The 17085-nt window shown below is 27.5% G+C and carries 22 protein-coding genes; 6 read left to right on the top strand and 16 right to left on the bottom strand.

Going from position 1 to position 17085, the window contains the following annotated elements:
* Nucleotides 1–5 precede the first annotated feature (5 nt).
* From CSUB8523_RS10150 to CSUB8523_RS03335, 5 genes are all read right to left on the bottom strand, one after another.
* Nucleotides 6–251, bottom strand: a complete 246-nt coding sequence (locus tag CSUB8523_RS10150) for a hypothetical protein (protein WP_043019607.1) — start codon at nt 249–251, stop codon at nt 6–8.
* A 298-nt stretch (nt 252–549) separates the two neighbouring features.
* A complete protein-coding gene (locus tag CSUB8523_RS03350; RefSeq protein WP_043019606.1) occupies nt 550–906 on the bottom strand; it encodes a hypothetical protein in 357 nt (118 codons plus the stop codon).
* 69 nt (nt 907–975) lie between these two features.
* Nucleotides 976–1398 carry a hypothetical protein gene (locus CSUB8523_RS03345; protein WP_043019605.1) on the bottom strand — a complete coding sequence of 141 codons (423 nt, stop codon included), beginning with the start codon at nt 1396–1398 and terminating at the stop codon, nt 976–978.
* 108 nt (nt 1399–1506) lie between these two features.
* A complete protein-coding gene (locus CSUB8523_RS03340; protein ID WP_043019604.1) occupies nt 1507–2046 on the bottom strand; it encodes a hypothetical protein in 540 nt (179 codons plus the stop codon).
* Nucleotides 2047–2089: 43 nt separating this feature from the next.
* The gene (locus tag CSUB8523_RS03335) at nt 2090–2548 is read right to left on the bottom strand and encodes a hypothetical protein (protein WP_043019603.1); all 459 of its coding nucleotides are present in this window, start codon (nt 2546–2548) and stop codon (nt 2090–2092) included.
* Between the two features lie 95 nt (nt 2549–2643).
* On the opposite strand from CSUB8523_RS03335, the gene CSUB8523_RS03330 reads away from it, so the two are divergent.
* A complete protein-coding gene (locus CSUB8523_RS03330; RefSeq protein WP_043019602.1) occupies nt 2644–3279 on the top strand; it encodes a multiple promoter invertase in 636 nt (211 codons plus the stop codon).
* Between the two features lie 64 nt (nt 3280–3343).
* Complete coding sequence (locus CSUB8523_RS03325; protein ID WP_043019601.1) at nt 3344–3775, top strand: thioredoxin domain-containing protein; 432 nt, start codon at nt 3344–3346, stop codon at nt 3773–3775.
* Between the two features lie 88 nt (nt 3776–3863).
* On the opposite strand, the gene CSUB8523_RS03320 is transcribed toward CSUB8523_RS03325, so the two are convergent.
* Complete coding sequence (locus CSUB8523_RS03320) at nt 3864–4730, bottom strand: DUF6685 family protein (protein ID WP_043019600.1); 867 nt, start codon at nt 4728–4730, stop codon at nt 3864–3866.
* A gap of 85 nt (nt 4731–4815) precedes the next feature.
* Between CSUB8523_RS03320 and CSUB8523_RS03315 the strand changes: the two genes are divergently transcribed.
* The gene (locus tag CSUB8523_RS03315; RefSeq protein WP_043019599.1) at nt 4816–5268 is read left to right on the top strand and encodes a hypothetical protein; all 453 of its coding nucleotides are present in this window, start codon (nt 4816–4818) and stop codon (nt 5266–5268) included.
* Nucleotides 5269–5391: 123 nt separating this feature from the next.
* Here CSUB8523_RS03315 and CSUB8523_RS03310 read toward each other — a convergent pair whose 3' ends face one another.
* The 6 genes from CSUB8523_RS03310 to relB form a co-directional block, all read right to left on the bottom strand.
* Nucleotides 5392–6072 (bottom strand): DNA-specific endonuclease I, encoded by a 681-nt coding sequence (locus CSUB8523_RS03310; RefSeq protein ID WP_043019598.1) that lies wholly within the window; start codon nt 6070–6072, stop codon nt 5392–5394.
* 256 nt (nt 6073–6328) lie between these two features.
* On the bottom strand, nt 6329–6721 hold the full coding sequence (locus CSUB8523_RS10145) for a hypothetical protein (RefSeq protein WP_043019597.1): 393 nt from the start codon (nt 6719–6721) through the stop codon (nt 6329–6331).
* A 34-nt stretch (nt 6722–6755) separates the two neighbouring features.
* Nucleotides 6756–7010 carry a helix-turn-helix domain-containing protein gene (locus CSUB8523_RS10140; RefSeq protein ID WP_167333020.1) on the bottom strand — a complete coding sequence of 85 codons (255 nt, stop codon included), beginning with the start codon at nt 7008–7010 and terminating at the stop codon, nt 6756–6758.
* A 148-nt stretch (nt 7011–7158) separates the two neighbouring features.
* Entirely contained in the window at nt 7159–7494 is a 336-nt protein-coding gene (locus tag CSUB8523_RS10095) for a hypothetical protein (RefSeq protein WP_039628369.1), read from the bottom strand.
* A gap of 58 nt (nt 7495–7552) precedes the next feature.
* The gene (locus tag CSUB8523_RS03290; RefSeq protein ID WP_039628374.1) at nt 7553–7828 is read right to left on the bottom strand and encodes a type II toxin-antitoxin system RelE family toxin; all 276 of its coding nucleotides are present in this window, start codon (nt 7826–7828) and stop codon (nt 7553–7555) included.
* Nucleotides 7821–8039, bottom strand: coding sequence for a type II toxin-antitoxin system RelB family antitoxin (gene relB / locus CSUB8523_RS03285; protein WP_039628375.1), 219 nt, complete (start codon nt 8037–8039; stop codon nt 7821–7823). The genes CSUB8523_RS03290 and relB overlap by 8 nt, the downstream gene beginning before the upstream one ends.
* 179 nt (nt 8040–8218) lie before the next feature.
* On the opposite strand from relB, the gene CSUB8523_RS03280 reads away from it, so the two are divergent.
* From CSUB8523_RS03280 to CSUB8523_RS09505, 3 genes are all read left to right on the top strand, one after another.
* Entirely contained in the window at nt 8219–8446 is a 228-nt protein-coding gene (locus CSUB8523_RS03280) for a hypothetical protein (protein WP_039628376.1), read from the top strand.
* Nucleotides 8433–8714, top strand: coding sequence for a type II toxin-antitoxin system YafQ family toxin (locus CSUB8523_RS03275; protein ID WP_043019596.1), 282 nt, complete (start codon nt 8433–8435; stop codon nt 8712–8714). Before CSUB8523_RS03280 ends, CSUB8523_RS03275 begins: the two co-directional genes overlap by 14 nt.
* A 523-nt stretch (nt 8715–9237) precedes the next feature.
* On the top strand, nt 9238–10008 hold the full coding sequence (locus tag CSUB8523_RS09505; protein WP_052243657.1) for a HepT-like ribonuclease domain-containing protein: 771 nt from the start codon (nt 9238–9240) through the stop codon (nt 10006–10008).
* Between the two features lie 44 nt (nt 10009–10052).
* Here the strand turns inward: CSUB8523_RS09505 and CSUB8523_RS03265 are convergent, their stop codons facing one another.
* The 4 genes from CSUB8523_RS03265 to CSUB8523_RS03250 form a co-directional block, all read right to left on the bottom strand.
* Nucleotides 10053–12686: a conjugal transfer protein TraG N-terminal domain-containing protein gene (locus CSUB8523_RS03265; RefSeq protein ID WP_069107227.1), complete on the bottom strand. Its 2634-nt coding sequence runs from the start codon at nt 12684–12686 to the stop codon at nt 10053–10055.
* 265 nt (nt 12687–12951) lie between these two features.
* Nucleotides 12952–15117, bottom strand: coding sequence for a conjugative transfer mating pair stabilization protein TraN (locus tag CSUB8523_RS03260; RefSeq protein WP_043019595.1), 2166 nt, complete (start codon nt 15115–15117; stop codon nt 12952–12954).
* Entirely contained in the window at nt 15114–15740 is a 627-nt protein-coding gene (locus tag CSUB8523_RS03255; protein ID WP_043019594.1) for a hypothetical protein, read from the bottom strand. The genes CSUB8523_RS03260 and CSUB8523_RS03255 overlap by 4 nt, the downstream gene beginning before the upstream one ends.
* Nucleotides 15741–15894: 154 nt before the next feature.
* Nucleotides 15895–17085 carry a hypothetical protein gene (locus tag CSUB8523_RS03250; RefSeq protein ID WP_052243656.1) on the bottom strand — a complete coding sequence of 397 codons (1191 nt, stop codon included), beginning with the start codon at nt 17083–17085 and terminating at the stop codon, nt 15895–15897.

Genomic DNA, 17085 nt, shown 5'->3' with positions numbered 1-17085 from the left:
GATTTTCAAGGTAATTTCAAGTGCAAATAGGTGGGCTTTATGTATTTATTATTTAAATCTTCAAACTTATATATGCCGTTGTTTTGTTTGGTTGGAATAGAAGCTTCTTCTTTGCTAAATAATAAATAAGTATAATGATTCATATCAAAAGGAAAATAAGTATTTCCTAAATGATAAGATTTTGAATTAATAAAATAACTTAAATTCCATTTTTGACTACCTCCATAAGCTGGCGTATAGGTTATTTTCACATTTGCATTCCATATATCATTCGTGTTTTGATAACCATAAATTCCTAAATCAAAATTACCATTATGATTTGTTAATGTAAAAGTAGAATGTCCATTAGTATAATTTCCAAAAACTTGCCCATCTATCCCATTATTAGTTCCTAATAATGTAGTTCTTCCATTCCCTCCATTTCTATTTCCAGTAGGGTGTCCTAATATCCCCCTTGTTTGAAATACACTAATTTTAGCACTAGCTTTTAATACCTGATTAAAAGCTTTGGCTAGTATATTTATGTCGTTATTAAAGGGTTAAAACAAATCAATAAAAAATAGTCATGGTTGCGTTAACTCCTCCACCTCCATTATAATTTGCAACTCTAACTTTTATATTGTTATTTCCTTCTCTAATAAATTTAATTTGCGATGGAGTTAAAGTATAGGAAAAATATCCATGATTATTCCCTGATGGAAAATAACTATAAACTACTTTATCATTAATTTTTATTTCTATCCCTTCATCTCTAATTCCTGCAATTTCAACTTTTTTTATTAAATTTACATATCTAATATTTTCATTTATATCTACTAAAGTTTCATCAAAAATACATTCACAACCTTTCCATTTTTGCAATTTTATTTCATGATTTTCAAGTTTTATCACTAATGCTTTATTCATTCTTTGATTTAAAGCATTAAAAACTACATTAATGCTGTTATTAAAGGGTTAAAAGAAAACATTAGATTTTCAAGGTAATTTCAAGTGCAAATAGGTGGGTTTTATGTATTTATTATTTAAATCTTCAAACTTATATATGCCGTTGTTTTGTTTAGATAGTTTTAACCATGGCAATTCGGCAATTGATCGTCCAAATAAATTGCTTAAAAAACCATCTTGTCCATTTCCTTTTCTAATAACTACTAAATTTTCATATATACCTATCAAACTACCATTGTAAGCAGGAGTATAAGTTATTTTAATATTTGCATTTTGTGCATCTTCTATGCTTTTATATCCAAAAATGGTTAAAGTAGTATTATAATGGTCTCCAGTATTACAATAAGAATACATTTCAAATGAGCTTTTATTATCTATATATCTTCCATTAACACAATAAATTTTATCTAATGACAAAACTTCCTCGATAATATCTCCAAGTATCCCTCTCATCTCATAAACACTAATTTTAGCATTAGCCTTTAATACCTGATTAAAAGCTTTAGCTAGTATATTTATGTCGTTATTAAAGGGTTAAAACAAATCAATAAAAAATACAACTTATTTATTTAACTTCAAATGTAAAATACTCGTATAGGTTTTGCCCTTATAGGTAGTCTTGAAAGTATATATTCCATTGTATTTTTTTTGTCCATTTGGGCAACCCCCTAAAACATAATTTTCTCCACCAAAATCAACAAGAGTTATTCCAAATTTATTTTTTTCAAAATTATTTATTCCAGCACCATTAACAATAAAATAATCTACATCTAAATAGCATTTTATAGGATATTTGGTATTACCGCCATAGGCTGGTTGATAAGTAATATTTATATTATTCATTAATTCTGGTGTAATATCTTCTCGCTTCTCAAATCCAAAAATTATAACTTCTGTCGTTGGTGGAAAACTATTAAATACACTGGTTAAATGAACCTCTCTATCATAATTTGTATAATAACCTGTTTCTCCGTATCCACTTTTACCATATTTATCTGCTAATTTATTACTCCAGTTTAATGTTCCTAAAGTAAGCCATAGATCTGAAACTTGTATTTTAGCACTTACTCTCAATGTTTGATTGATAGCTTTTAATTCCACATTTATGTCGTTATTAAAGGGTTCAAAGATAACACTAGAAATTTTAATCGGTAATCCAACTTATTTCCACTTTAACTTCATCAAGTTTTAGCCATACTTGCCCCACCTCTTGACGAACATTTTCAGCTTCAAAGCTAATAATGTTATTTATGGATTCTAAATTTAAATTATTTAAAGATACCTTTAAAGGAGATAATATAGGGCTACATTTGATATTGTTATAATCTTGACATAAAGTCCAGCCTCCTTTATGCTTTGAAATAATTTTATTATCATTCAAATAAATATTGAGATAATCATCAACATAACCTTTAAAATTTAAAACAAGATTATAATCATTTGTTTTGTTTAAGTTAGGAATATTAAAATTTATTTTATATTTTGGAGAAAAAACATACCCGATTAATTTTCCACTATCATAAGAACCTTTTGCAAGCAACATAGAATATTTTATTCTAATTTTATTTTTACTTGTAACTAAATTTAAACTCTTAGCTTCCACATTAATGCTGTTATTAAAGGGTTAATTATTTTAAACTAGAAAAATCATACCTTTTTTGATATAAACAATCTTTATTTTACTAAAAGGAAACATCAATGATATATGCTTATATAAGAGTTAGCACTGATAAACAAAACACTGAAAATCAAAAATTTGAAATACTTCAGTGGAGTAAAAGAAATGAAATTAAAATCAATTATTTTGTGCAAGAAGTTGTTAGCGGAAAAATAGCAATAGATCATAGAAATTTAGGAAGATTATTTAAAAAATTAAAAAATGGAGATTCCTTAGTTGTCACAGAACTTTCAAGACTAGGAAGAAGTCTTTTAGATATTATGGAGAAATTGAACTGGTGTATTAAAAATAATATCACTATATATTCTATCAAAGAAAATTTTGCTCTTAATGATAATATTAATACAAAAGTAATTGCTTTTGCTTTTTCTTTATCAGCTGAAATTGAAAGACAATTAATTTCACAAAGAACTAAAGAGGCTTTAGCTAGAAAAAAAATGGAAGGTGCAATTTTAGGGCGTCCCAAAGGCAAAAAGAATAGAATTGAAGTAAATCCATGCTATCCAGCATTAAAACAAATTTTAAAATGGGACAAGCAAGGCTACTCGCACTCAAAAATAGCAAGAAGAATAGGTGTTCATAGGGATACTTTAAGAAAATTTCTAATTACAATGGGATATGCCCATTTATTAAAAAGATATAAAACTGAGATTTAATACAACATTTGACTACACATTACAACAAAATGCTATAATCAATAATAAATATAAAAGGATTTTTATGAAATTAAAGCACATTCTTTCTTCTTTTTTACTACTAAGTATCATATATAGCAACTTTTATGCAAAACCTATTATATACAATGATATTTTTACTGCCCAACAACAAGCATTAAAAGAGGCTAAAATCATGGTTTTCTTTGTAGTATCAAATACTTGCAAATATTGTCATAAACTTCTTAATGATGTAATGAATAACACAACACTAATGAGTTATTTTGATGAAAAATTTGTAGTAGCAATATCTGATTTAAATAATGGTGGAAAGATTCCAAGAGATTTATTGTTTGATGGCACAACACCTACAACATACATCATAACGCCAACAGGAAAAGTCATAGGAGAGCCAATAAAAGGAGCTATTGACTCTAATATGCTTTTAGGTTTATTAAAAGGATTAGAGGATTACAAAAAGACTAGATTAGGTTTTTAATTATTGACTTTAAACTGTAAAAACAATATAATCAATTGAATTATTTTTTAGCACTCTAGTTATCTTTTTTTTAGATAATTAGAGTTTATTAATTAAGATATTCTTTTAGCTTATCATTCCAGCCAAAAAAATATCTTGAATCCATTTTATTAAGAATTTTCAAAATAAGCTGTCCTGTGCAATCTTTTTCAAAATATGCTTTTTCAAAGACAATCAATCTAAGATTATCTTGTCCAACTATGTAAAATATTTTCATATGCCGTCCCAAAATAGGTGTATCTAAAAGACTAAAAAATTTCCATGCATTTTTTTCGTGGGACATAAAAATTTCATATTTCTCTATCAACTCCGATATAACTTCCCTGTTAAGTTCTTGATTTTCCACTAAAGCCTTGATATAAAATTTTTCGTTAGCATTGCGCAAATGGTATAAAGCAGTAGCTAAATGATGTGAGCCATTTGAATTATTCCATTCATACCAATCATTCCACTTATAATATGTAAATCGTAATACTTCGTTATTTATAGAATGCTCCAAGCATGCTTGTAACTCCCATTCTGATTTTTTTTCACTTGTCTTGTAATTATTAAAACCAAACAAATATAAAATATCTTTTGGTTTAATATGAGCGTTTCTAATATCAATATTATAAAAATAATTACCTATATTGTTAGACTTAGAACACGAAATAGATTTAATTAAGCATATATTAAATTTTTCAACCTCTTGATACTTTTCTATAATTATCATACGATTAATTAAATCTTCAAATGCTTTCCAATTATCATCATAACTAGTTCTTATTCTTAATAGCTTTAAATCTCCTCCATGAAAAGCAAAGCAATTGATTTTATTTAATTGAAACACATTATAACTTTCAAAATCCTCTTTTAGTAGAGCTACTATTGTTTTTATACAAAAATATTTATCTATTAATCTCTCTATAAATTTCATTTTATACCATTTAAAATATTTATATTTTATTTATTATATGGTAAAATTACCAAAAAAATAATCATTTTACAAAAAAAGGAAAACCATGAAAGATTTATACACCCTATGGGGGGGGGGATCGGTATTTTTTGATTTAACACCTGCCCTAAAAAACACTTCTAGAACAGCAAAATCAAACTCAACAACAGTCTTATTTCAACTATTTAAAGACTTCAACAATGCAAATAATGAAAACAAGCGCATAGATATATTGCTAGATATTGCTTTTTTTATTATCACTAATAAAAATATCACAATCAATAAAATATCCATTGACCCAGATGATGAATATTTGTTTGAATACATCAATCAAGACTTTTTAGATATTGCTAATAATATACATAATGATTTTAATCAAAACTATGCGCTTATAAAAACTATAAAAATAATTTATAATTTAGGTTATGAGGCTAATGAGTGTCTAAAATTAAAACTAAATAACAATAAAAACTATTCTTCTGCTTTAATTTTTACAGATGATATTTTAATCTCATGTTAAGTGAAGGAATGAAAAATGATTTTTAAGTTTTTAAATTTTGATGATAAAACGGCAAAAATGATTTATTTTGATGAAAGCTCTCATCTGCTTTTAATAACCAAGATAAGAGTGATTAAAAATTTATTACTTACTAGACTTTTCTCTTATAATCCTTTCTTTTTCGCTCATAGGATATTGTTTGTCCCAAGATTCCATAAGTTTTCTTTCTTGATCTGATAATCTAATATTATATGTTTTACTCATATATAAATAGCTTCTTGCAATCCAGCCTTTAGAATAATTAGCAGGATAAAATCTTTTTGCTTTAAAGTCTGTATATACTTTGCAATTTCCATATTGAGTATATTCTAAATTCAAAGGAGCCTCAGCATATCTAAAATTACTTCTATCACCATTAACTTCACCTATAGCAGGAACTAGGTTTTGTTTATCAGCTTCCATTTTTGCAAAAAGTGGATCTTTTTGACAAGCTTTTCTACCACCTTCTCTCCAGCAAGGTAAATGCTTTCCAAAGTTTTGTGCAGGCATAATATGCTCCCATTCTATGCGTTTTGCTCTTTGATTGATTTTACCTTTTTTAGTATATTCATTGCGTGGAGTGTATAAATCACTTTTAACTACTTCAAACTTAGTGTATTTTCCTTTTTTATTTGCTTTAAATGGAGCATTACAATAAAAATCATATTGATAAGTACTACCTAAGCTCTCATAAAGCTCAACTAATTCTTTCTTGCTTTCATTAAAATTATCACTAGCTAATAAAGATAAAGATGAGAATAATAGAATAGATAAGAGTTTTTTCATTGTTTTTCCTTGTTAGAATAAAAAAAAGCCAAAGGGTTTCTAATCTTTCCCTCTAATTAAAGAGGGAATCAAAGCTAATAAGCCTTGACTATTATTATACAAATAAGTATAATAATAAAGATTAGATTTTGAAAAGTCAAATTAACTCACCTCATTTCTAAGGCAAGATTTGATTAATCAAAGGCTGGGAACCCTTTGGTTAATCAGCCTTAGAATGATTATACCGTAAAACACTTTACAACCAATTTATTTAGTTTTAATCCTCAACAATTAGACAATCAAACGAATTAAGCTCATTTATAATTATTTTTTCAACATCTTTTCTTAAATCAATAAATAAAGCATTTACATCGATCTCATCTAAGTTGTTTTCTACCCACTCTATAGTATTTATTTTGTCTTTTTCACTTAAAATTAAAGAGTATAATTTGATATTTTTTAAAGAAATTTTGAATTTCTTTAACATGTTTATAAAATCTTTTTTACTCATTGTTGTGTGGCTTAATTCTATCTTGTTTAAGTGTTTGATAAACAAAAGAAGAATTAAAAGCATTTTCTCTCCGTTTCCACTCCAGCTTTCACTTAATTTCTCTATAAATCCTACATCTTTGAGAGAACGAATATGTTTAGATATTTTTTGAAGTTGCATATTTACAATGTTTGATTTTAAAAAATCATTTAAGCTATTTTTTAGCTGTAATTCTATTGTAATTTCTAAGATTTCTATGTAATTCCATATCCGCTAAATTATTTGCTAGTAGCTCATTTGGACTAATTTGAAAATGCTCACATATTTTTAATATTGTAGGAAGTGTAATATTGTTATTTCCTTTTTCCCACATACTTACTGTTTTTTGTCCTACATTTAAAATTTTGCCCAACTCTTGTTGTGTTAATTTGCGTTGTTTTCTTAAAAACTTAATATTTTCTTTTATCATAATAGAATTATATCATACAAAATTATTAAAATAGAATATAATATTTTTATACAAATACGATAAAATATTATATGTTTTTTTAAAAAAGCATTTATAATTCTAAAAATAATATATAGAAAATATAAAAATTAAAAACTGTTTGCTTTTATCACTCTTGATCTTCTGGCTTAAAACCTATTATTTTTGCCATTATACCCCTATAGCTTTCAAAACTATTCATTGCTTGCATATTGCTAACTCTAAGAAGTCTAACTTTGTGATCTTGTTTGTAAAAAACTTTAAAAACACAACCACTTTCTTTGTGTTTTACCATATCATCTAAACCACACTTTTCTATAAACTCATAATCTTTAGCAAAAACTTCATTTTCTACATCAAATAAATCTTGAGAATAGCCATTAGGATTAGCTGGATCATAAGTATAAGAACTTACTACACATTCTCTCATAGCTTTTTGTATTTCTTCTTGGGATAATTTTTCCATTTTACCTCCTTTTTTCTTTCTATTATGATATAAATAATTTAATGTATAGTTGAGAATTTTATTTTTTAAATTTCTTATATATTTCTCTTCGATGTCCTATTTCGAATACAAAAATAAACAATTCATTATCATTAATTTCAGCAAGCATTCTATAATTACCCACTCTAAATCTATAAATACCTTTTAAATTGCCCTTAAGTTCTTTTGCTAATTTTTTTGGATTATCTGATTCTATTAAATTTTTAATAATCCAGCTCTTAATAATCCTTGCTACTTGCTGATCAAGTTTTTCAATTGATTTTTTGGCACTACTTGAGAATTTTATCTCATACATTTTTAAATACTTCTTCAAAGCTATAAATATTATCTTTTTTAGCTTCTTTGAGTGAAATTAAAATTTTATTTTCATCTAAATTTAACTCATCTTCTATTTTTTCTAAAATAGTATCTCTTATAAATTTTGATAATTGCAAATTATTAATTGCTAGATATTCTTTTAGTAAAATATCTTCTTGATCACTAATTCTTAACGATATTGTTCTCATGATTTTACCTTTGTATTATTTGTAATACATTATAACACATTTTATAATCATCACAAAATAATATTTTATCTTAGTGCTTTTAATCTTCACATTGAAACAATAAAATAAGTATAAGAAATTAATTTAAATTGATTAAAATACAATATAATTATATTATATGATTTTGAGAAAGGAATTTCATGACTCTTATTATTGAAAATGTCAGTGAAGATTTTTTGCCTGCATTTAAAGGTTTAGCTAAAAGTATAAATGCTAAATGTAAAGTTTCTAAACCTAAACTAAGTAGTTTTGAAAATAAGATATTAAATGCAAGCAAAGAGCTTAGTAAGGAAAAAAAAGATAACACTGCATTAAGCTTTAATTCACATCAAGATTTTGTGAAAGCTTATCAAGATGGCAAAATATAAAATTTATTATCATAAAGATTTTATAAAAGCCTATAAAAAAATAAGCAACGAAGAGCGTAAAATAACAGATAAAGTCATTACAAAGCTTTCTAATGATGAAATTTTAGAACCCAAATATAAAGATCATCAATTAAAAGGCGCATTAAAAGATTTTAGAGAGTGTCACATAAAGTCTAATTTATTATTGATTTATCAAAAACATGATAAAGAACTAGAGTTAAATATTTTAAAACTAGGCAGTCATAGTAAATTATTTAAAAATTACTGAAAAGAATAATATCAAAATAACTCACAAAGAATTAAAAATACAATCTTAATCTATACTCTCTCTAAAGCTAATAAAAATAACAGCTTTTATCTTACAAAAAATATTTTTTATCTTACCAATATTAATTTTAAAGTTAAAATTAACAAATTAAATTATAAAACAGAATAAATACTAATATATCAATATTTAATGCTTATAAAAAAGACTTTATAAAGGACATTTGGGGGATATATAAAGGACATTTAGGGGCGAAATAAAGCACTTTTTTGGTAGATTTTAAGCAAAAAATAATAAAAAAAGAAAAAATGGACTTTATAAAGGACATTCAGGGGATATATAAAGGACATTTATGTGTAAAAAATACGCTTAAAAAGAACTTAAAATAAACTTTATAAAGGACAAAAATGTAAAATATAAAAAACCCTTGCAAAATACTATAAAATAGGCATTTAAAAGCACTAAAAAACTTGATTTTTATTGTGAATTTTGGTATAATTTTAATATTAAATGTAAAGGAATTTAAATGTCAAATGAAATAAGATTAGAAAACATAAAAAGATTACAAAAAGTTACAAATGAGATTAATTTAATTTATCAGCAAATCAAAGATGAAAATGTATTAAAAACATTGCACGATGAAAATGCACAAAGATTTATTTTTGTTTCTCTAATTAAAATCAGTGAAAGCTTTAAAAAAATCAAAGAAAGTGCTGATGATGAAATCTTATCTTTATTTGACAAAAAAGATTTAAAAAGAATAAATGATACTAGAAATTTCGCAGCTCACGATAATGAGGAAATTAGATTAAGTGCTGTTGCTAATGTAATTAAGTATGATTTATTTAGAGTTAAAAGAAGTATAAATATATATATGGGAAAATTAGAAAATCAAAAACAAGAGGTTGAGATTATGGAAAATGTGGTAAGGAAAAAAGGTTTGAGTTTAAATGCAAAGATAGTTACAGCATTATTAGTTGCTATTGTTTTAGCTTTGTCTTTGTTGTTGAGTATGGTAGATACAATGAATACCACAAATATAATAAAAGAAAAATTTGTAACATTCATAGATAGGTTATCATATTCTGAAATTGTTTTTTTGTCTATGATTGCTTTTATATCAATTGTTTTTTGTTTAGTGCTTATTGGAGTTTTAAAAATATCCAAAAATACCCCTTTAAGTGATTATAAAGACTATGAATATAATCAAAATTTTAAAAAAAATGACACTGGCAACTCTTATCCAACCGACGCTCTTAATCCACTTAGTTTTACTCAAGGGCTTTATAAAGATTAAAAGTTAATTTTAAAAGAAATGGAAAAATATTCCATTTCTCGCCTTTAACCTTTTTTATCTATATTAGAACTAGAAATAACCTCTTTAATATCTTTAGTATTTGGTATATTAGTACTATTTTTCATATTTGTTGCTCTAGTATTAACCTGCTCTTGATTTAGATTATGATTTAGTAAAGTATTACCACCTACATTTGCAAATTCTTTATTTAAAGCGTTAGGACTTGCTATTGTATTTTCTCCTACATTACTACCTGCTCCATATTGAGAAGCATAATTTGAAATTGAAGTAGGATCGTTTTTAATCATATCAGAAATTTGATTTCCTGCTTTTGCAAAGTAAGTGTTTTGCTCAGCAACACTAAGAGTATTAAAGTCTTTATTGTCTATTGTAGCTAAATCTCTAGCATAAGCATTTACAACATTATCCATATTATTCGAAGTAACTGCTTGAATAGCAGATTGAGTTTGACTGAAGCTATCTGCATACCCAACCATTTTAGCATAAGCGGTACTATCACTATTAGAAAGACTTTTACTCCATTCGCTACTTATATTATGATTTTCAGCTAAAGTTTTAACAGAAGCTTTTTCCATTGCTTCTTGATAAGCTGCTTTCTCAGTATCAGATAAAGTTATATTTTTTCCAAGTCCTATAGATACCTCACCTCTGCTACCAATTGAAGCACCATTTCCTGCCAATTTAAAACCACCGCTAGCCTCAGCATATGCGGTAATATTAGCTTGTGCTTGCGCAGTTAAATTATCCATTTTTGATATTTCCTGAGCTAAATTATTAGAGAATGATTTTCTAAACGACTCATTATCGCTTTCCATAATAGATTTAGCTTCACTAAGTGCGCTATTTCTACCACTTTGACTGATTTGTCCATAAGTATCATTGAAATTCTGATTCCAAGTTTTAGCACTGCTTTCCCCTAAGGAATTAACCATATTTAATGCCCCAGCAGTTAGTTTAGCTCCATTTATCATACCATTAACATTAGTTCCAGTAAATGCAGAGTTAGAAATTTCAGAATTGTAACTATCGTTTCCTGAAGTACTTTGGGTATTATATCTAGTTATTTGTCCATCTGCATTATATGCCCCCAAATAAGAAGTTACACCAGCATGTTTAGCAATAACTTCTTCACCTAAAGGAGAAGCTATTTTGGTTTCAGTAGATAAAGCTTGCTGATTTGTAAAACTTCCTGCACTTCTTGAAGCACCTTGTAGGGTTTGTGATAAAGATGAAGCCACTGACACAAAACCTTGCTCACTAGCTTTAGCTACTGCAAAAGCTAATAATGGAGTAAGCATTACAAGATAATTAATGAAATTGGTTTGCTCAGATATTTGTTTAAAGAAAGATAAGCTATTACTCATAGAAAAGCTTAATGAGCCATCTAATAGCACTTGAACGCTTTTTGATAGATTTAAATCATTGAAATAATTAATAATACTTAATATAGGAGTCCATAACACTATCCATATACATAAGGTAAAAAACATTTTTATATGTCTAAAATCACCAAACATAATAGAGAGTAAAGCCATAATCCATGATAAACCTATAATTAAAACTGTTAAATAAGCTTTAGCTAGTGGTAAATAAGTTTGAGCCATCATACCTTGAGTTAGCATACTTGACATGAAGTTTTGCTCAGCTACTGCTGTATTTGTAGCTACTGCATTTGGATCAAGTCCTACCATTTTTGCAGTATTAATTAAAGAATCTCTTGAAGCATTAATTAACATAGCTTGCATTAATTGAGATCTTGCTTGTGTAGCTTGTCCTGAGAAAATTTCCCAAACACCCTGCATTGAAGCTCTATAAGCGTTTTCATCTTTACTACCTAAAATACGCGCATGGATAGTTTCTATTTTTGGAGCTAAAGAACCTAAATCTTGCTTAATCAAAGCACCTGCTTGAGTACAAGATCTAATATTACCTTTATCTTTTTCCCCAAAATATAAAGTTAATTGACTACCCTGCCCTATTTCAAATAAATCCTCATATAAATTATCACTATGTCTAAAATTAGTATCCATTCTACCTTTATTTAAGTCCATTCCATAAATAACACAGTTTCTAAAAAACAAATCAAGATTTTTTTGTGTTCTGGGGCTAAATTGACTTAATTCTAAATCTGGCAAATCCATAGTAGATCTTAAAGTAAAACCAAATCCAGCATTAGAAAAATTAGTAGATTGTGGAGTAGAATAAAATTTTTCCATAGCTTTAGTAATGGAATCTTCCATTCTTGACATAAAAGAAAAAGTCAAACCAATACCAAGTGGAACTTGAGAAACTATATAGTCTTTACCTGTTACATTATCATGTATCATATATCTATGCTGAGCGTCATTTGGCGCTCTTAAAAAGCATTGCCAAATAATAACCATGATAAAAATCATTTTACCAAATTCAAATATAGGGCTAGTTCTTTCGTCCATTACTTTTTTAATAGCAAAAGTAAAAAAGGCAATAGCCATAACAATCTTAACCATATAATCAGCACCACTTGTTATACCTTTTATGGCTTGTAAAATATCATTTGCTACTTCACCATAGCCCCAAGTAAAGATAATATGATTATCATCTATATTTGTAGCACCAAATAATAAAGAAGGTGCAAAAATTAAAACACTAAGGAATAAAATGTAAAATCTTTTCATCAATTATGTTAAAGAAGTTAAAGAGTTTGTTTGGTATAATTATAGAAGGGTTTGCCACAAGGCTGCAACCCTGTGGCATAATCACGCCCTAGAGAGGGGGTGAAATAATTATGTTTCGTTTCGTACTTATAATTATACTTGTTTGTATGATTATAGTCAAGGCTTATTAACCTTGCCCCTTTTATAGGGGCGAAACTCCCTTGTGGCTTTTACCAAACAAACTTTTAACTAAACTCTATCTCCTTTCTATAATTTTATTTTCTTTTTAATTAGTAGGCTTTCTTGTTAAATTCTCAAGATTGCTTTCAATCTTTTCTTGTATTTTTATAGAATCAGCTTGTATTTTATCTACATCAATACTTCCAACAATATCAGCAATAAATTCACTTAAATCTATTTCACTAAAATCTAACTTTTGAAATTCTTCTGGAGTAAATCCTCTACAATCAGGACTCTTTGGAGAACCCCAACCTCTTCCAATTTGTGGGCGTCCTTGTTCATTAAATATTCTTGCTAATTTTGAATTAAAACAACAATGTGTTTTTTTATGCTGAATGCAACCTATGAATTTAATTTTTTTAGAGCAATATTCACCAACTTCTACACATCTATTTTGCTTATTGAGTTTTGCTAGCTTTTTTTCATCTTCTTTACAAGGTACAAGCCCTATAAATACTTTATCTTTATCACAGCAACCACCACCAGTTAAGCCAAAAAATTTATCTTTAGAGCGACATCTATTATCTTTTCCATTAAAAATAAAAATTTGTCCTCCGCAAGAACCATCATCTTCCCAACCATTATTATTTTCGTCATTAATACCAACTTGAGTATCTTCATCTTCAATATCGCTAGCACCTTCTATGCAAGGAAACGGGGAGCATTGATACTTATTATCTGTTAAAACACATTCTCTTTCTTCATTAAATGGACATACCTTCCTACTTTTAACACAATTGTTTGCAGGTGGTATTGAAGAATTACAACTATCACCTATTCCATCACCATCTGTATCAATTAAATCATCAGTTGAAGTTGGGTGGCAATTTCCACCTTCATCTTTTGGAGTATAACCACTAGGGCAAGTATATTTATATGTAGAATAAGGTATAATCACTTCTTCTTGAGTACAAGTTGTTTTACCAAAATCAGCACATTCAATATTTTTTCCATAAGCTTCATATGTTACATTCCAACTGCCAGTTCCAACTGTAGCAAAAAATGCCACCCCTTTGTTTAATCCATTTTTCAAATATTGTTTTAATTCTATATTGAGAGATTTTCCACTATATTTACTAAGTTCTCCATAATATTCAGGGCGATAAGGTATATATACCAATGCCTTACCATCATCTTTAACACCATTAACATAAGGGTAATTATCAACAACACCTACAAACGAATTAGGCGCAAACACAGCAACCCAATCATCAGCTCCAGCATAAGACAATTTAAAACTATCTATTTCTTTTATATCTTTAATAAAAATATCACTTTCAATAACTTTCCAACTGTTATAGCCAATATGCCCAGATGAAAATTTTAGAGTAACCTTTTGTATTCCAGTTCTAATTTGACCACCTTCTACTTTTTCACTTCCACCATCAATAGCATGTTCTTTATCAACGCATTTGGTTAGTTGCAAAGGACAAAAATAATTTTGTTTAGTACTATCTTGCAAGCATGCTTCGCTTTTACCTATATTTTCAGGTTTAAAATTTGGATCATCTGAAATTGCACTATTGCAAAATAAACCGCTTAAAATAGGATCTTCAGGATCAGGAGTTGGTTTATCATAGCATGGAGGCATAGAATCAAATTCATATACTGCATAATGTTTAACAGGATTATTCATATCACCAAAGTGATTTCCAAAATCAGCCCATTCTCCACTAGGTGAAGCTAAAGCAACCCAATGCTCACCTAATGGACTAACCCTTTCTTTACCATCTACAATATCATATTGTTTTAAAAGATTATCAGGTTGTTTATCAGCCCAATTTCTATAAGTTAAAGAGCTATTTTTTACAGTTTTAAACCTACTATCATCATAAAAACAACCAGTATTCCCTTCTTTGCAATAATTACTTGTATAATCAGGATCGTATATACCTATCCAAGCATATTCACCACCTTTCACCAAAGAAGTAATAAAATTATTTTCATCTTTGGTATTAGGTATTGCTAAATAACCACCACTTTTTTCAGCTAAAGCTTGCGCGTCTAAAAAAGTAAGCTTTTTAACACTTACCGTATAGTAATGGTTGCCAAATTTTCTAAAATCATTATAATCAGTACATTGAATTCCAGCTTGAGAAAAGCTAAAACTCATTGAAAGAATTGCGGTAAATTTTAAAAAATTCATTTTAATTTTAAAAAAATCAATCAATGTATCTTTGTAAAAAAGCTTTGACAAAGTATTATATTTCATATTTTTTTTCCTTTGAAAACAGACAAAATACTTGTTTTTTTTGATTCAATAAGAAATTTAAAAGTAAAACCATCTTTTATGGTATTTATGAATGCAAGTTCATTTTCTGAATTAAGAGATTTAAAAGTAGCAATATCTTTAAGTAAATTATCTGCGTAAAAATCCAATATATCACTTTTCAATTTTTCATTAACAAAGCTAAATATTTTATTTTCAGAATTTGCTAAAATCAAGTTTGCTACATTTGATAATTCGTATTTTTTATAGTTCAAGAATTCTTTAATATTTAAGAAAATAGAAATTACAATAGCTTTAGATTTATACGATGCAAGTAATTTTTCATATTCAAAATCACAATATTCAACATTTTCGTCTTTTCTAATCCAATAATCTAAAATAAAAGAAGAAAGATTTGAGGTAATAACGATTTTAGTATTTTTGTTTTTAGCTCTTATATATTGATATAAAAAGTCTATGATATAACTATAACCTGCACCACTTGTACTAAATATACATGTATTTTTACTTAAATCAATATCATTTAAATCTTTTTCATTAAATAAGAAATTTGGTTGCCTTCTTTGACTTTCAATAATTTCAAAATTACAGTTAAATGTTTTCATTATTATTCCTTTTGATGATTTTGTGCTATAATAAATCTATCCATGTGGTAAATGGACAATAAAGGTTTTACAGAACCTTTTAGGTGTGATAAAAGCTCGGTTCTTAAAAGGAATCAAGCTTTTTTTGGAAGACTTACCTCCTTTGGGGTAGTTATTATTTTGAACATACCATATCCTTACTTGCTTCATTTACAGCTTCTAAACCAGCCAAAGCTTCACCCATATCATTAATCTTTCCACATTCATGCTTTATTTTTTCGCCAGCATAAACAGGACATTTACTCCAATTGTCTGTGCATTCCCTAATCTCCATTTGATACATAATTGTATTATTTGTTGAATTACCCCTATGAGATCCATCATCAAACGCAGAAGTATCTATTTTTTCATACATAACTTCACAATATCTTGCCTTTTCTATATCTTTTAATTGTAAAGAATCATTAACGCTTTGAGAGTTAATAGTGTCAGTATATGAATAGTTAAAATTTTTATCAACTTTAGCAGTAGCTTTAATACCTTCAGCATTATTTGTTAATTCATTTTTAAAATCCTTATCTAGTTTATGAGTATTATCAGTCCCACCACTAAATATATTATGCACTCCATACTCATTATCGCTTTCTTTTAAAATTTCTTCTTGAGCCATAGAACCTAAATCACTAGACGGGCTTACACTAGGAGGGTTTGCATAAGCTGTATTGCAAGATGAGTAATCTTGAGCGTAATAATCCAAAGAACCACTTGAAGAAAATGTTTTTGTAATAACTTTTTGATCTTGAGTTGTTAAAATTGATGAAATACTAGCTCCAATATCATTTAAAATATTAGCCCTATCATTAATAGATCTGCTTCCGCAAGTATTATTGATACAATAACAACCCGAAACTTCTTCTTTTCTAACTTGTTTTAAAGAAAGCGTATTTCCTTTTAAAATATATTGATGATATGTACAATTATTCCAAGTATTTGAATTACACTTAACCACTCCATTAGCACAAATTCCACTAACGCCTATAAAATCCCAATTATGATCTATCCTTCCATCTAAATCTTTGTCCATTTCTACTTTAATATTTATATCACTACTACCAGTATAAGAAAAAGAAAGATACTTTGCATTTTTACCTTCTTCACATACTAAACTAGCATTCCCTTTATTAGAACCATCAACACTAGACATTTCAGCTCCACTTGTTAAAGGAGCATTGATAGCAGAGTCTTTATTATTTGTAAAATATCCCTTTAAAGAACCACCTAAAGAATATCCTTCATTGTAAGAATCAACAGCAAGCGATGAGCTTGCTATTAAAGAAATTAATAAAATTTTATGTATTTTATTCAT

This window comes from Campylobacter subantarcticus LMG 24377 (assembly GCF_000816305.1).
GTDB classification, from domain to species: domain Bacteria; phylum Campylobacterota; class Campylobacteria; order Campylobacterales; family Campylobacteraceae; genus Campylobacter_D; species Campylobacter_D subantarcticus.
Note: the sequence above shows the minus strand (reverse complement) of the source record. Positions and strands in the feature narration are given on the sequence as shown.

Bases quoted from the DNA above. Each gene is read 5' to 3' on its own strand.
- CSUB8523_RS03280 (WP_039628376.1), top strand. From the start codon at position 8,219: ATGACTCTTATTATTGAAAATGTCAGTGAAGATTTTTTGCCTGCATTT.
- CSUB8523_RS03275 (WP_043019596.1), top strand. From the start codon at position 8,433: ATGGCAAAATATAAAATTTATTATCATAAAGATTTTATAAAAGCCTAT.
- CSUB8523_RS03345 (WP_043019605.1), bottom strand. From the start codon at position 1,398: ATGAGAGGGATACTTGGAGATATTATCGAGGAAGTTTTGTCATTAGAT.
- CSUB8523_RS03315 (WP_043019599.1), top strand. From the start codon at position 4,816: ATGAAAGATTTATACACCCTATGGGGGGGGGGATCGGTATTTTTTGAT.
- CSUB8523_RS10145 (WP_043019597.1), bottom strand. From the start codon at position 6,721: ATGCAACTTCAAAAAATATCTAAACATATTCGTTCTCTCAAAGATGTA.
- CSUB8523_RS03325 (WP_043019601.1), top strand. From the start codon at position 3,344: ATGAAATTAAAGCACATTCTTTCTTCTTTTTTACTACTAAGTATCATA.
- CSUB8523_RS09505 (WP_052243657.1), top strand. From the start codon at position 9,238: ATGTCAAATGAAATAAGATTAGAAAACATAAAAAGATTACAAAAAGTT.
- CSUB8523_RS03260 (WP_043019595.1), bottom strand. From the start codon at position 15,117: ATGAAATATAATACTTTGTCAAAGCTTTTTTACAAAGATACATTGATT.
- CSUB8523_RS03265 (WP_069107227.1), bottom strand. From the start codon at position 12,686: ATGAAAAGATTTTACATTTTATTCCTTAGTGTTTTAATTTTTGCACCT.
- CSUB8523_RS10140 (WP_167333020.1), bottom strand. From the start codon at position 7,010: ATGATAAAAGAAAATATTAAGTTTTTAAGAAAACAACGCAAATTAACA.
- CSUB8523_RS03320 (WP_043019600.1), bottom strand. From the start codon at position 4,730: ATGAAATTTATAGAGAGATTAATAGATAAATATTTTTGTATAAAAACA.
- relB (WP_039628375.1), bottom strand. From the start codon at position 8,039: ATGAGAACAATATCGTTAAGAATTAGTGATCAAGAAGATATTTTACTA.
- CSUB8523_RS10095 (WP_039628369.1), bottom strand. From the start codon at position 7,494: ATGGAAAAATTATCCCAAGAAGAAATACAAAAAGCTATGAGAGAATGT.
- CSUB8523_RS03255 (WP_043019594.1), bottom strand. From the start codon at position 15,740: ATGAAAACATTTAACTGTAATTTTGAAATTATTGAAAGTCAAAGAAGG.
- CSUB8523_RS03310 (WP_043019598.1), bottom strand. From the start codon at position 6,072: ATGAAAAAACTCTTATCTATTCTATTATTCTCATCTTTATCTTTATTA.
- CSUB8523_RS03350 (WP_043019606.1), bottom strand. From the start codon at position 906: ATGAATAAAGCATTAGTGATAAAACTTGAAAATCATGAAATAAAATTG.
- CSUB8523_RS03330 (WP_043019602.1), top strand. From the start codon at position 2,644: ATGATATATGCTTATATAAGAGTTAGCACTGATAAACAAAACACTGAA.
- CSUB8523_RS03290 (WP_039628374.1), bottom strand. From the start codon at position 7,828: ATGTATGAGATAAAATTCTCAAGTAGTGCCAAAAAATCAATTGAAAAA.
- CSUB8523_RS03250 (WP_052243656.1), bottom strand. From the start codon at position 17,085: ATGAATAAAATACATAAAATTTTATTAATTTCTTTAATAGCAAGCTCA.